Raw genomic sequence first — 13,697 nt, 5'->3', positions numbered from 1 at the left:
TCCTGAAAATAGTCTTACAACATCGCATGTTTAACAATTTTCCGATAGTAACCCAGTGTGAAGAGAGCGAATAGAAAATAGATGGATGCATACGCTCCTATCGAAATAATTGTTGGAGCAGTAATGTCCGAAATAATGATGATTGAAGCCGCTTTTACTGCGAAGATTGAATGCAGTACACCAATCAATAGAGGGAGAAGAAACACAACCATCTGCTTTCGCACAATGCCCTTCATAATCATCTTCTCTTCAAATCCGAGCTGGCGCAGTGTCTTGAAGCTCTGTTTCTCCTGCTCGGCCTCAGTCATTTGTTTGAAATACAGGATGCTGCCGGTAGAGGCGAGAAAGGCGAGTCCGAGAAAGGCAGCGATAAAAATTAATAATCCGGAAATCTCAAGTGTCTGTCTATATCGTGAATAGAAATCGGTCGTAAAATATTCGTCAAGATTATATTTCTGGTAAAGGGAGGAAGCTAAAGCAAGCTCACTTTTGTCTGGAATACGATAGGTATCTATGTGTACTCTCTCGTAATCGGCAGTGCTGGACATGCTATCCTCAATTTCTCTTAACGTTTTTTCAGACACCAAAATCTGATTTCCAGATATATCGGAATTCACAAGATTCTCGACAACTAGTTCTTTCAACGGATAACTAACTGTCTGTCCCTCTGATATCAGTTCAATTTTCGTCGGGTAACGCTTTGAGAAATCACTGTCGTCAAATGCAGTCTGTGCAGATACACTGTATTCTACAGCTTCACCGTGTGAAGGCACCGATAGCTTTTTATCTGCCCTTTGAAGCTGTTCAGCTGGAAGCCACAACAAGTTTCTCTCCTCGATATGGCTGGATTCATCAAGTGGATTAAGAATAACACCCTTAGTCCGGACGGCCTCGATGGACAGGTAGCTGAAGTTAATTCCTTCCCGCTCAAGCTCGGTTACGAACGATTGTGCATCCGACTGCCTATTCTCAAATGAAAAATCATATGGAATCTCCATGCGGACCGTATTCTCGGTGGAGTAATACACAGAATACGCCATGGTAACCAGAGTTATGGTTAAAGCAGACAACACTGTAATCAAGGTGAGCGAGTTGGCATTACCTTTCATCCGGTGCATCAGCGGAGCAAGTGACAAACTATTATACAAGCCAAGATGACCATTTTTTCGTTTGCGAATCCATGAGAACCACCATTTGATCGTCACACGAAACAATATATATGTTCCTGTAATCGTAGATAAAAGCACCAGGAATGCATTTAAGATTAATTGTTCATCTACCATCCGACCCGATAATTCATAGCCGTAGCCAAGAAGTACAATACCAAGCACGGCATAAATAGCCGTAAGAATAGATGCAAGGATAGTTGGAGGCTGGCTGGATAAGTCAGGCTGCTGATCTGCTTGAAATAGATGTAACAGTGTACTGCGATATATCATGAATATCATTTGTAAGGAAGTAATAACAACGACGAGAACAAAGACTTTTACCGTATCAAAGGCTGCGAGTAACGAAAAGTCAATGGCAGGCATCCCATCCAAACGGAGCAATTTCATTAGAATGAGGACAAACAAACGTGATACCAATGCTCCACAGATAATTCCAGCGATGAGTGCACCTAAACCGAGTAGTACATTCTCAATGATTAAATAGCGGGCTACCCAGCCCTTGGATAGACCGATGAGCTGATATAATCCGATCTCACGGCTGCGCCGGCGTAGAAAAATTTGGTTAGATGATATAGTAAAGATTACAATAATCCCAATGAGCAGAATTGCTGCAGACTGAAAAGCGATTAGAAATTTGTCGCTTGATTCCAACATGGACTGAACTTGCTGATCGTGTAACAAGGAAGCGAAGACAAAGAACAGACTCATACTGAAAATCAGCGCGAAGAAATACAAGTAGTAATGTTTCACATTTTGCCGCATGCTGCGAAGTGCTAATTCAAATACTGTCAATGTGGTCGCCCCCTAAAACAGCCTGCACATCGATGATTTCTTTGAAGAACGACTGTCTGGATTTCTCTCCCTTGTACAGTTCGGAATATATCTTTCCGTCTTTTAGGAACACCACACGATTACAGTAACTGGATGCGACTGGATCATGCGTAACCATGATAATCGTGACCTTTCTTTTCCGGTTCACCTCCTCCATTACTGATAACAGTGATGAAGCGGATTTGGAATCGAGTGCACCAGTAGGCTCATCTGCAAAGATGATGGAAGGCTGATGTATGAGGGCCCGCCCAGCAGCAGTGCGTTGTTTTTGACCCCCTGATATTTCGAATGGGTATTTTTGCGAAAGTTCCTGAATCCCTAACACGTCGGCAATCGCTGTGAACTCGTTTTCTGCCTGCTGTTTGCTTTTTTTGCTAAGTGATATAGGTAAGAGGATATTTTCCTTTACCGTCAATGTGTCAAGAAGATTATAGTCCTGGAAGATGAATCCAAGCTTGTTTCGACGAAATGCAGAAAGAGCCGTATTGTTCATGGTAGAGATATCTTCATCTTCGATTAAGATTGTGCCATCTGTTGTCCGGTCAATCGTGGCAAGTACGTTAAGCAATGTTGTCTTCCCCGAACCGGACGGACCCATAATTCCTACAAATTCTTTACGGAGAACACGTAAATCTATTCCCTTTAATACCTGTTGGGCACCACCTTTTGAACCATATGATTTGTGGACGTTTCGAGCGTGTAAAACCGTTTCTTGTTCATTCCATTCATCCATGTTGAACCTCCCAAAAATGATTGTAGCTTAAGTGTACGTTGATCTCCCCTACTTGTCGTACGTTCTGGGTGACGAGTTGATTAGGTAGATGACAAATTTGTCATGTTCACAAAAAAAACAGTCAAGAATAATCTTGGCTGTTTATAGTGGGATATTTTCCTCTTGAGTTCTTCTAACCATTTCGAATGCATTGGGATCCGTAAAGGTGATCCGCATCGTCGTCCCTTGCCTCTGATCCGCTAGGACATGAAGTGCAATGCCCATTTTCCCTGCTACAGTTTGGGCAAGATAGAGCCCAAGTCCGGTAGCGGCATTGTGAATTCTTCCATTCTCGCCTGTGAATCCTTTGTCAAAGATACGTGGTAGGTCATGCGGTTGTATCCCCGGACCTTCGTCAATTAAATCTAGGATAATGTTCTCTTTTTCAGACATCACTGTCATGAATGTAATCGCCTTGCCGGATGGACTGTATTTAATGGCATTGGTTAATAACTGCCGAAGGATGAAGCGGCACCATTTGCGATCCGTAACGACCATGACATCCTCTCCTTCGATGCTGACTGCCAAATTTTTTTCCATACACCATGGAGCCAATTCCCGGATTTCTTCTGCCGCAAGACGATGTAACGAAACTCGTTCAAGCACAAAGTCTGATTCCAAGGCAGGAAGACGTGTCATATACAACTGACGGTCTATGAGAAGATGGATCCTCAGCCATTCTGATTCAATTCTACTTAGATCCGGATCACTCGGTCGTGCGTCCAGAATCAGTTTCATAGCAGTAAGAGGCGTTTTAACCTCATGAATCCAGGAGGCAGTGAAGTCGTTCTCGATCAGTTGGACTTCCTTATCATGAGATAACTTGCGGTTGAACTGATAAAAGGCCTCTCGTAATACATCGTTCGTTATACTATCGAGTTCATGCTCAGGTTCCGGAAGACTCTCCATCCAATCCGAGGCCATGACTTCTTGCAGCTCGAGGAGCGCTGCTGCATATTTGGTTTCTTTCTTGTAACGCCATAGAAAAAATACAAGAAATATAATTATATACAGACCATTTAAATATAGGAGAGATGTCAATTCTACATGGATTCCCTGCTCAATAAGGATAAGTACATCGGTCAGACCTAGCAAGCTAACAAAAAGCAGGATCCAGCTTTTTCTTGTTCTGATGTAACGGATTAACATGCGGCTATACCCCCTATAAAGTGACGGCCATATAACCCATCCCTTTCTTTGTGACAATCGCATCCGAGAGTCCAAGTGGTTCTAATTTCTGCCTTAGCCGGGTGATATTAGCTGTAAGGGTATTATCGTTTACGAACTGCTCGTCCTCCCATAGCTTACGGATCAAGTCATGACGGGAGATAATGACATTATTAGCTTTCACGAGCGCAATCAACAAGAAGAATTCATTTTTGGTCAGGTCTGCTTCCTCGTCTGATTTTCGGATAACACCTCGCTTCAGATCAACTAAGGCACCATTCCATTCGAGAATATCTGTCTGGCCTTCCCCATAAGCATAAGTTCTGCGAAGAAGCGCCTGGATTTTGGCATATAGCACATTCGTATGAAAGGGTTTTTGTACAAAGTCATCCGCACCCATATTAAGTGCCATGACCATATCCAAAGGGTGATCACGGGAAGATAGAAAAATGATAGGTACCTCGGATACCGAACGGATTTCTCTGCACCAATGAAAACCATCATACTTAGGGAGCGTAATGTCCATGATAATAAGATGTGGTTGTTGATCCTGAAATGACCGCATGACTTCATGAAAATCATCAGGTCTTGTAACCTGTAAAGCCCATGCTTCCAGTCCTTTTTTCAACGCTTCAAATAATGCATTATCATCTTCAACTACAAATATATTAAACTCCATAGAAGTAAACCTCCTCGTAATCTTTCAATGATGTAAATGCTATATTCTTTTCAACAAGAATAATAACATGTACTGTCGGGGAATGCTTACTCCACCAATCTTTCTCTACAAACTTTGCATAAACTTGCACGGTTTGGTGCATTGTAGTGATGCAGAGTTTTAAAAACCTCACCGTCTTGTTGATCAACAAATGACCATTCGGGATAAGGAGAACGTTATGAACAAACAAAGAGCGGTCGAAATATCTGAATCGACCATTATGAAAAAGGTAACTTATCAGGATACCCCTATCTTTATCCAGCATGTCAATGAGGATGAAACGGCCCGAATCTATCCGGTCGGAGACTCAGAGCAGGAAATGACAGTTCCTTTGTCCAGTTTGACTGAACATCCTTAGTATAGATGACGGCTTTCATTGCAGACCTGTTTCAAAATGGTAACAAATAAAACGCCGTATCTCGAAATGAGATACGGCGCTTCATTTTTAGTGGGGAAGGTTACCAGGGATTTGCGGCTGAAGCGGTGCAGGAGCATATCCATTTTGCATTTGCTGCATATCTTGCTGGGCAAGCTGTGGTACTTGGTAGAAGCCATTCTTATTTTGATAAATCGAGATCTCATATGCCATTTCAATACAGTTTGGTAAGGAATCCGCAAGCACACGGCGTACAACAGGATTCGTTGTTTCCAATGCTGCTGTTGTTTTCATTACAGCCCCTGATTTTACTGCATTTAACATACTAAGAGAGATGCTTTGGTCGCATATCTCACCTGCAGTTTGCATTGGCTTTTTCGGTTGGCTTGGTTTCATGCCATAAGTAAAATCGTTACCCTGATTCATTTTATAACTTTGAGTCGGTTTGGAAGGATCCTGACCGGTTTTAAAACATTCCAATGTAATGTTATATTCATCCGTCATAAATTGCTTCTGACGTTGTAAAATATCCCGAAGCTCCGGATCTTTTACATGTTCACTCATCATGGTATACGTATTCATGGTATTGATCGCTCCTGCCAATACTTCATGGACATCAAACATTTCATGCCCGCCATGGTTCAGTTGAGGTGGAACAGTACCTGTTTCAATGTTTTGATGGTTTTGCAGTTGCATTTTTGTATTTCCTCCTATTAATTGTTTCCTGCAAATGGTGGCTCTTTCTATCCGCAGTCTGTGGTTATTATGAATTTCATGGACCCAATATATTCAGATTAATTTTTATTTTTTTACGTCTCGTTCACAGTACCTTTTATAGGCGCATGCATAGGCTAACACATAACTTTAGGAGGGATTCATGTGTATACTTACGAACCAAATCGACAAAACCATCATCTCGCTTGGCACGAAACGATGGAACTTCACGAATTGACAGCCTTTCAGAGCAATCAGTTAACACATTTTAAATTAGTATTGAATGACGTAAAGAACCAGGACCTCCACACACTCTATATGGAAGCCATTAGTTGTTTTAAATTTGAATAGCTCGTGTCAAACCCTGTGTCCCTACAAAAACACATCTCTAACAAGAAGCATGTATGACATCCTATAGTTCTTGTAATAGTACATCTATCAATAAAGTTCGGAACGCAATACAGGGCGTTGGCCTCGTATTCAGTGCCTTCACGCATGGAAGCAGCCAATAGCGATTTTAAGGTCGAAAAAAATGCTACGCTAACTAGCTCTTACCCGCTCATAACCAGCCAATTGAGGATCGAGCCCAGACCTGGAAATCTATCTGCAAAGCAGATCGGCTCATTGAATTTAATATACTTCATAATGCCAAAAAAGCCGATTCCAATCTGGAATCGACCTTTTGCTACTTCTAATCTAAAAGTTAGGATCAGTCTGGGCATGTTTTGGTTGATGTGAGATTTTTTTTAACAAGCAGAAAATAAGTAACAATGGCAATGATACTGGTCATTAATAAAGTGAGTCCTAACGGGACGGCAGTGTCCTCACCTGCGATGCCGACCAGAGGAGCAACCAGTGCACCCAGAAGAAAAGGAACAACGCCGAGCAGTGCTGCTGCACTTCCGGCCATCTTAGCTTGACTCTCCATGGCCAGCGGGAATGCCGCTGTAGACGTAATGCCGATCGAGCAAACAAAGAAGAACAACGGAATAACCAAAGCAAAAAGCGGACCATGAGCAAGGGTTACGACCAAAGCAGCAACACTTGCTATTATAGCAAGCCACAGCCCGGATAATAGAAGCGTCTGCTCAGGGATACGTTTGGCCAATCGACCCACGATTTGAGATCCGATGATCAAGCTGATGCCGTTCGAAGCAAACAGTATAGCAAATACTGTGGGTGTGACTCCATATATATTTTGGTAAATAAATGGTGTTCCCGCCACATAAGCAAAAACCCCTGCTGTCATGATTCCCTGTGCCAGCATGTAACCAACAAACTTGCGGTCACGCAGAAGCATTCTGTAATTACCCAATTGCTGTTTGAAGTCAGGAACCATACGTCTTTCGACGGGGTGTGTTTCTTTTAAGCTCCACTTGGTCATGATTAATAAGAAAATCCCCAAGAATGAAAGGCAGATAAATACGCCAATCCATGTTGTGAATGAAAGAACCCCACTTCCCGCGATGGGAGCTGCCAGAGGCCCCAAATTCCCTACAAGCAACAGCAAAGAGAAAAATTTAGTGAGTTCATGTCCACTATATAGATCTCTAGCTATCGCACGGGAAATGACAATGCCAGCCGAAGCCGCAAATCCTTGCGTGAAACGAAACAAAATCAATAGTCCGATATTCGGAGCAAAAGCACAGGCCAAGGAACATATAATATAGGCTGCCATACAGATCAATAATGGTCTACGTCTACCGTACGCGTCACTCAAAGGACCCATAACGAGTTGTCCTACACCCAGTCCTAATAAACAAGCAGTAAGGCTGAATTGTACAAGTGATGCCGTTGTATTCATATTTTGTGCAATCTCCGGAAAAGCCGGTAAATACATATCAATCGTAAATGGACCTAATGTAGAAAATAAACCTAGTAGTATTGCGAGTCCAAAAACATTCCAATTCGTGCTCTTCGCCATAATAAATAAAATCTCCAATTCCTCATATAATTTGCAAGCCTAATCGGAGTATAAGACATAGAGTTAACTGTAGGTCAAGTCTTGAGACCATTAAAATTAAAAAAGCCGCTAAGATAGCGACTTTCATTGGTACTATAGTCGAGACATTTTTTCCAAGTAGTAATCCCGTTATTTCCACTCTGTAATTTGGCTGATCGGAAGACGAACAGGCGGGCGTGCATCTGAAGCTGCCTTGCCGATTGAAATGAGTAGTATTGGAACATAACGCTCTGGATCTAATCTCAATACTGCTGCAATCTTCTCTTTGTTAAAGCCTGACATTGGATTTGTCGCATAACCATGAGCATGTGCCGTAAGCATAAACTGCATAGAGACAAGTCCGCCATCCAGCAACACAGACTCTCTTTTCTTATCCATTGAAAATTGATTATACATGGGTACAACCATAGCAAGCATCTTATCTTTAATCTCCTGCGTTATATAGCCAAGATCAGCGGTTTCCTTGTAAATTTCTTCTGCACTGTCAACAAAATTAAGATCACCAAAGACGGCGATAACTGCTGACGAAGTATTAATTTGTGAAAAGTTGAAAGGCGCAATTTCGAGTAGGTCTTCCTTACCTTTGTTACTGTCAATAACGACAAATCGCCAAGGCTGTAAATTGAATGCTGACGGAGCCAAAGCAGCATCTTCGAGCATTTCAGTGATTTCTTCCCGACTAATTTTATAATTCGGATCGTATTTTTTTATCGTACGACGGCCATGTAAAACCTCACTAAAATCTTTTGTTATTAAATTCATTCTCGTATTCCTTCTTTCTATAGTCGTTGAACGATGCAAATCATTGCTTATTAACAGCAAGTAGCTGATCAATGATCCCGTTCAAAGCATTTTTTCTCTCCAGATAATCTTGTTCATTCCAGGTAAATACACCACGATCAAGCCAAAATGCAACACCTACCAAAAGAAACTCCGCTTTGAGCTCCGGTTGTTGAACAAGAAATTCTCCCTCTTCTGCTCCCTGCTGAACGATTTTTTTGATGTAGGGAATCAATGCATTAATTTCGATCACAATCCATTTTTGATGCAAGGTACTGTTACTTTCCTTATGAAGATATTCAAATACATCTTGATCCTCTTCGTTAGGGGTTGCATCCATAAAAATACGAATAAGTTTTTCTCTCGCGTTGAGATCGCGATTTTCAACTAACTGATTTATGGCTTCCAAACGAGATGCTAATGTTCGTTCACAAGCAGCATGAAGTACATCTTCTTTAGATTGAAAATAATTGTAGAAAGTTCCTTGTGAAACACCAACTTTTCTTACAATTTCACTGACGGATGTATTTTCGTAGCCCTTGGAGTTGAATAATTCCATAGCCACAGTAAGTATTTCATTTTTTCGTTCCTGGGGGTTCTTGCTTACTCGTGCCATTGTCAGATCTCCTTTGTCACTCCTTTATATTAGTTTAAATGTACAACTTGACTAACTGTCAGTCAATGTTATAAGCTCAATATACAATAATGACTGACAGTCAGTCAATATAATTTGGAGGTTTTTTATGAACAAACGACGATTACTCTTTATCTTGGGAATTTCTGCCGCTATTGTATCTCTTGCTCAAAGCCTGTACATTCCTTTGCTACCTGATCTGCAACAAGATCTAAATACGTCATTACATTTAGTTAATCTAACGGTTACTTTATTCACTGTGGCCATGGCAACCATGCAGATCATACTTGGCCCCATTGTTGATCGTAATGGACGTAAGAAAATCCTAGTCCCGGGTATAATTATTTATGTAATTGCTACTATAGGATGCATGTTTTCAGGTTCTATAGAAATGTTACTCATTTTTCGAGTCATTCAAGGAATAGGCGCATCAACTGTTCCGTTAGTAGCTGCTACAATGATCGGAGATGTTTTTGAGGGTAAAGAGCGTGCAGAAAGTATGGCTACATATCAGATGATTCTTGGAATTTCACCAGCTATTGGTCCGCTCATCGGTGGTATTATCGGTAGTAAATTCGGTTACACGGGTACATTTGGTTTTGCAGCAGTCAGTGCTCTTCTAATCTTGATAGCAGCCATATTTATGTTACCTGAGACAAAACCAGTCAACATAAAACCAGCGGGAACAAGACTAGGTTTAAAAGCATTCGGGAAAATTCTGAGCAACAAAACCGGCGTTGTAGTTCTTTTGAGTGGTTTCATCATGTATGATGTCTTTTACACATTCATTGTATTTCTACCTACAATATTACAAACTAAGTATGCTTTAGGCGCTGCAAGCATTGGATTATTCTCTCTTGCTCTCATGATATTCAATCTTGTTGGAAGTAAAATGAGTGGAAGTTTACAAACCCGAATAGGCTCAGTACGCACACTCTTTTGGACCGGTATAATGACCATTTTGAGTCTTGTGATTTTTATTTTTGCTGCAGATCACTCTCTAATTGGTTTGCTTATCTCTCTGATGCTTACTGGATTCGTGTTGGGACTTGCAACACCAGTGATGCCAACCCTCTTGTCCTCAGAGTTTGTTGAAGAGCGCGCTACGGCAATGGGTGTCTATAACTTTGTTCGTTATCTTGGTATGGCTGCAGCTCCACTAATTGGAAGTTTTTTGTTTCCTATAGGCAATATCCAACTTTTAAACGGGATAACAGTTCTTATGGTAGTAATAGTCGTATTTGCAACAAGTCGTTTACTACCAATTAAAAAGCCCGAGGTGTCAAACTAGACTCACTGATCATGGATCACAGACATCATATATTTCGTATAACTTGGTTATAAGTTCACAGAAGATTAATCAACGTTAAAAAATAGACGACCCTGGATTAACAGGATCGTCTATTTTCACTGCCTACTTTATCAAAATTCATAAAGTTCTACCCCTGAACCCATATGACTCATGATCATTTCGGCAGCTCGCTTGTAACCGCCAGCCTGCCTTAAAGATTCACCAATCAGGTAAGCCTGCCGTTTATATTGCGAATTGTGAAGTACTTCTGTTAATGCCTCTCTCAAATCAGTTGCACTGAGGTTATGTTTATTTAAAGTAATACCCGCGCCCAACTCCTGTACCCGATTGGCGACAAGAGGCTGATCCGATGTTAATGGAATCATCACCATCGGAACGTTGTAATATAACGCCTCACTTGTACTGTTCATTCCAGCATGTGTAATAAAAACATCGGTATGCTGCAGCATGTCCAACTGGGCAATGTATGGCTTGACGATAAAATTAGGAGGTATTTGATCAGCCAGCGGTTCCATATCCGTGTATTTTCCTGAAGATAAAACAACATTCACGGGTAAATCCCCTAATGCTTCAAAGCAAAGCTGATAGAAATCCAAGTTTTTATTTAAAATCGTACCCATAGCAATGTACACGGTTTGCGGGTATCGTTCACGAAGCAACTCAAACGAGAAGCCCGGTGCATCTTGCCGTGTTATGATCGAAGGACCCGTGAAAATAAAACGATCATCCAGCTTTTCTGCCTGCGGCTGAAAATAACGGCTGGTGTACACGAGCTTTAACTGACCTGCATGTGCTGGAATCTCTTCTATGGCTGGAATACTCACTTGAAACTCTTCGGCTAACTCCGTTGTGATCTTCATCGTAGCCTTATAAAGCTCCTTCGTCTTTGTATCATTCAGAACTGAGCTAGACCCCAGAGGCTCCACAAAAGCAAAGGACGCAATCGAGCACACCGCAGGAATTCCCAGTTTTTCTGCAAGAATAGTCCCTCCCCATCCCATCAGGGAATCAAAGATCATATAATCGAACTTTTGATCCTCAATGACTCGCAGCACATTGGGGATGATCCTCCGAATAATACCGCTTACCATCATATAAATGAACTGATAAGAATGCGTGTACTCCTGAGGTTTCAACACCGGATCATGAGAGAAGGCATCTTGTGGAAACGGATAGGTAAGTATCTGGGCACCGGTTTGTTCAATGCGGGAACGATACTCCTCCGTGCACACATAGATGACTTCCTCACCATTGTCTATCAACTGAGTAACTAATCCTAACGACGGATTCACATGTCCTTCAGCTGGAGTAATGACTACTAATACACGTGCCATCTTATCCACCTCCCAATGCAATTAGTCCCCCCGTTCTTCATGATGTATTTAACGACGAGGTCTTCATCCATTACATGGAGATGTTATCCTTCACTGGGCTGATTGGATGATGTTCTTGATGAACGAGTTTGGTAATTCGTAGTGATGCCAAGAAACTTAACAAGACCCATAATAATTGGAGTGTTAACACGATCAAAACACCTGTCGATATGCCCCACTGTAACGTTTCGGACAAGGCAATCAGAGCGCCACCAACGCCAATGCTTACTCCCATATAGAAGGAATCCACGAATTGCAGATTCGCGGACATTTCGCCCTCTTTCCTGGGCATGGCATGTTGTAAAGCAATGGCTGCCGTTGTAGGGTTGGCCAAACCAACACCAAACCCTGTAATCATTTGTGAGAGAAGGATGAGTATAATCCCGCCGTCCGTCAAAATAAGAGCCAGGATCACAAGTGCAGTTCCAACGATCATAATCCCAATGCCCGTCATGACCCTACCCTTTCGGGCACGACCTTGATCTCGTGCATCAAGCTTGGCTTGTAACCACGCTGCGGCGGACCAGCTCAGAGAACCTGCTGCTACGATGAGGCCAGCAAGGTCAGCTGATAACCCCTTCACTTCGGTTAGTGCCAAGATCACAAAACTTTCCGTTGTAAAATAACAAGCAACATATAGCCCTCTCGAAACCAAAGTAGCAGGTAATCCTTTTTTTACCGAAAAAGTCCCTACTGGCAGCAATTTACGCATTGGTGTGATCATGATGACTAATCCAGCCAAAGTGAGTACTATGCCTTTCCAATCGGTTATCATACCAAGTCCTGTGAGTAACAGCCCCGTTCCAACGGCAAGCAGAATCGCATACATAATCTTTGAGTCGGTTGCTCGCGCTGGACCTGTCAGATCTTGCTGAAGCTGCAATTTACGGAAAGAACGGAATGTGAGACTCAACGCTATTCCAATCAAGGGTAAAACGATCCAGAAAACATATCGCCACGAGATGTAGGAAGCTATAAGGCCTGCTGCATAAGGTCCGATTAAGGTAGGCAGGACAAATGCCATGGAGAATGCGGCCAGGATTTGAGTACGAAGTGTATCTGGATAATGTAACGTCACACAGGTATAAACACATGTGATCAGGGCCCCTGCTCCAAAACCTTGAAGGGCTCTTCCGGCAATAAGCATGTGCATATCGAAAGAAATAGCGGAGACCACAGTTCCTAACACAAAAACACTAAAAGATATCAGCATGGATGTAAAAACGCCGCGCTTGTCAATCTGCTGACCCATAACCAAGGTTCCAATAAGCTGAGATAACAAAAATGCGCTGAAGATCCAACCGTATAAATGAATGCCCTCTAAACTTTGTGCCATTTTCGCGGCAATCGTTGTGATAGCCAGTCCTTCGAAAGCTACGGTTGACAGAACCAGCATAATCCCAATTGTAGGCGCCCTGTACTGAGCATCAAAAATCCCAATCTGATTGTTGTTTGTCTTCCACACCTCCATTATTTGATGGATATTATGGTAAAATAAACCTTTTTACTCCCTGAATATACATGAAGCGTTATACTTTGTAAAGTTAAATGTTTAAAAAGTAAGATCATGATCTAGAATATAATTCCCATGTTTAATAGGAGATTTTGCTTGAAAATATGCCATGTTCATTACAGTCAATTTGGAGAAGTTCATCCTCCAGAATCCAGACATCTGTTTTTTCAACAAAGAAATGAAATCCTCCAATGAATTGAACCAATGCGGGATCGACCGGTGTAGCACTCGCATTTATGCCAATGGTAAAAGCATCGGAGCCTCCTCCGACATATTTTGCGTAAATCCTTACATATTGGTCCTCTTCCAATTCCCATTCATTCTTAAATGAATCAATTGCTTGGTCAGATATTACAAATGAGATCATTGCTCTGC

Annotated in this window: 13 protein-coding genes; 2 read left to right on the top strand and 11 right to left on the bottom strand. The window is 41.9% G+C overall.

Annotation, left to right across the window (positions count from 1 at the left end; all coding sequences use genetic code 11):
• Nucleotides 1-14: 14 nt before the first annotated feature.
• The 4 genes from ACE04G_RS27125 to ACE04G_RS27110 form a co-directional block, all read right to left on the bottom strand.
• On the bottom strand, nucleotides 15-1,961 hold the full coding sequence (locus ACE04G_RS27125) for an FtsX-like permease family protein (protein ID WP_339176712.1): 1,947 nt from the start codon (nucleotides 1,959-1,961) through the stop codon (nucleotides 15-17).
• Nucleotides 1,948-2,733 (bottom strand): ABC transporter ATP-binding protein, encoded by a 786-nt coding sequence (locus ACE04G_RS27120; RefSeq protein ID WP_221821246.1) that lies wholly within the window; start codon nucleotides 2,731-2,733, stop codon nucleotides 1,948-1,950. The genes ACE04G_RS27125 and ACE04G_RS27120 overlap by 14 nt, the downstream gene beginning before the upstream one ends.
• 141 nt (nucleotides 2,734-2,874) lie before the next feature.
• Complete coding sequence (locus tag ACE04G_RS27115; protein ID WP_449004807.1) at nucleotides 2,875-3,921, bottom strand: sensor histidine kinase; 1,047 nt, start codon at nucleotides 3,919-3,921, stop codon at nucleotides 2,875-2,877.
• Nucleotides 3,922-3,934: 13 nt separating this feature from the next.
• Nucleotides 3,935-4,618 (bottom strand): response regulator transcription factor, encoded by a 684-nt coding sequence (locus tag ACE04G_RS27110; protein ID WP_221821242.1) that lies wholly within the window; start codon nucleotides 4,616-4,618, stop codon nucleotides 3,935-3,937.
• A 217-nt stretch (nucleotides 4,619-4,835) separates the two neighbouring features.
• Between ACE04G_RS27110 and ACE04G_RS27105 the strand changes: the two genes are divergently transcribed.
• On the top strand, nucleotides 4,836-5,015 hold the full coding sequence (locus ACE04G_RS27105) for an H-type small acid-soluble spore protein (protein WP_449004806.1): 180 nt from the start codon (nucleotides 4,836-4,838) through the stop codon (nucleotides 5,013-5,015).
• 87 nt (nucleotides 5,016-5,102) lie between these two features.
• On the opposite strand, the gene ACE04G_RS27100 is transcribed toward ACE04G_RS27105, so the two are convergent.
• The 4 genes from ACE04G_RS27100 to ACE04G_RS27085 form a co-directional block, all read right to left on the bottom strand.
• Nucleotides 5,103-5,729 (bottom strand): spore coat protein, encoded by a 627-nt coding sequence (locus ACE04G_RS27100; protein WP_145325495.1) that lies wholly within the window; start codon nucleotides 5,727-5,729, stop codon nucleotides 5,103-5,105.
• A 727-nt stretch (nucleotides 5,730-6,456) separates the two neighbouring features.
• The gene (locus ACE04G_RS27095) at nucleotides 6,457-7,671 is read right to left on the bottom strand and encodes a multidrug effflux MFS transporter (protein WP_221821240.1); all 1,215 of its coding nucleotides are present in this window, start codon (nucleotides 7,669-7,671) and stop codon (nucleotides 6,457-6,459) included.
• Between the two features lie 168 nt (nucleotides 7,672-7,839).
• Nucleotides 7,840-8,472, bottom strand: coding sequence for a nitroreductase family protein (locus tag ACE04G_RS27090; RefSeq protein ID WP_449004805.1), 633 nt, complete (start codon nucleotides 8,470-8,472; stop codon nucleotides 7,840-7,842).
• A gap of 40 nt (nucleotides 8,473-8,512) precedes the next feature.
• Nucleotides 8,513-9,106: a TetR/AcrR family transcriptional regulator gene (locus ACE04G_RS27085; protein WP_449004804.1), complete on the bottom strand. Its 594-nt coding sequence runs from the start codon at nucleotides 9,104-9,106 to the stop codon at nucleotides 8,513-8,515.
• A 127-nt stretch (nucleotides 9,107-9,233) separates the two neighbouring features.
• On the opposite strand from ACE04G_RS27085, the gene ACE04G_RS27080 reads away from it, so the two are divergent.
• Nucleotides 9,234-10,415: an MFS transporter gene (locus ACE04G_RS27080; RefSeq protein WP_449004803.1), complete on the top strand. Its 1,182-nt coding sequence runs from the start codon at nucleotides 9,234-9,236 to the stop codon at nucleotides 10,413-10,415.
• A 131-nt stretch (nucleotides 10,416-10,546) separates the two neighbouring features.
• Here ACE04G_RS27080 and ACE04G_RS27075 read toward each other — a convergent pair whose 3' ends face one another.
• From ACE04G_RS27075 to ACE04G_RS27065, 3 genes are all read right to left on the bottom strand, one after another.
• Nucleotides 10,547-11,770, bottom strand: a complete 1,224-nt coding sequence (locus ACE04G_RS27075) for a macrolide family glycosyltransferase (protein WP_449004802.1) — start codon at nucleotides 11,768-11,770, stop codon at nucleotides 10,547-10,549.
• 70 nt (nucleotides 11,771-11,840) lie between these two features.
• Nucleotides 11,841-13,205, bottom strand: coding sequence for an MFS transporter (locus tag ACE04G_RS27070; protein ID WP_486095187.1), 1,365 nt, complete (start codon nucleotides 13,203-13,205; stop codon nucleotides 11,841-11,843).
• A gap of 196 nt (nucleotides 13,206-13,401) precedes the next feature.
• Nucleotides 13,402-13,689 carry a HesB/YadR/YfhF family protein gene (locus tag ACE04G_RS27065; RefSeq protein WP_449004800.1) on the bottom strand — a complete coding sequence of 96 codons (288 nt, stop codon included), beginning with the start codon at nucleotides 13,687-13,689 and terminating at the stop codon, nucleotides 13,402-13,404.
• Nucleotides 13,690-13,697: the final 8 nt, after the last annotated feature.

It is taken from the genome of Paenibacillus sp. AGC31, from assembly GCF_057334655.1.
This window is presented reverse-complemented; position numbering and strand designations above follow the sequence as displayed.

What these genes read in the sequence shown, in the direction of transcription:
- ACE04G_RS27120 (WP_221821246.1), bottom strand. Translation starts at nt 2,733, where the DNA reads ATGGATGAATGGAATGAACAAGAAACGGTTTTACACGCTCGAAACGTC.
- ACE04G_RS27115 (WP_449004807.1), bottom strand. Translation starts at nt 3,921, where the DNA reads ATGTTAATCCGTTACATCAGAACAAGAAAAAGCTGGATCCTGCTTTTT.
- ACE04G_RS27110 (WP_221821242.1), bottom strand. Translation starts at nt 4,618, where the DNA reads ATGGAGTTTAATATATTTGTAGTTGAAGATGATAATGCATTATTTGAA.
- ACE04G_RS27105 (WP_449004806.1), top strand. Translation starts at nt 4,836, where the DNA reads ATGAACAAACAAAGAGCGGTCGAAATATCTGAATCGACCATTATGAAA.
- ACE04G_RS27100 (WP_145325495.1), bottom strand. Translation starts at nt 5,729, where the DNA reads ATGCAACTGCAAAACCATCAAAACATTGAAACAGGTACTGTTCCACCT.
- ACE04G_RS27095 (WP_221821240.1), bottom strand. Translation starts at nt 7,671, where the DNA reads ATGGCGAAGAGCACGAATTGGAATGTTTTTGGACTCGCAATACTACTA.
- ACE04G_RS27090 (WP_449004805.1), bottom strand. Translation starts at nt 8,472, where the DNA reads ATGAATTTAATAACAAAAGATTTTAGTGAGGTTTTACATGGCCGTCGT.
- ACE04G_RS27085 (WP_449004804.1), bottom strand. Translation starts at nt 9,106, where the DNA reads ATGGCACGAGTAAGCAAGAACCCCCAGGAACGAAAAAATGAAATACTT.
- ACE04G_RS27080 (WP_449004803.1), top strand. Translation starts at nt 9,234, where the DNA reads ATGAACAAACGACGATTACTCTTTATCTTGGGAATTTCTGCCGCTATT.
- ACE04G_RS27075 (WP_449004802.1), bottom strand. Translation starts at nt 11,770, where the DNA reads ATGGCACGTGTATTAGTAGTCATTACTCCAGCTGAAGGACATGTGAAT.
- ACE04G_RS27070 (WP_486095187.1), bottom strand. Translation starts at nt 13,205, where the DNA reads ATGCTGGTTCTGTCAACCGTAGCTTTCGAAGGACTGGCTATCACAACG.
- ACE04G_RS27065 (WP_449004800.1), bottom strand. Translation starts at nt 13,689, where the DNA reads ATGATCTCATTTGTAATATCTGACCAAGCAATTGATTCATTTAAGAAT.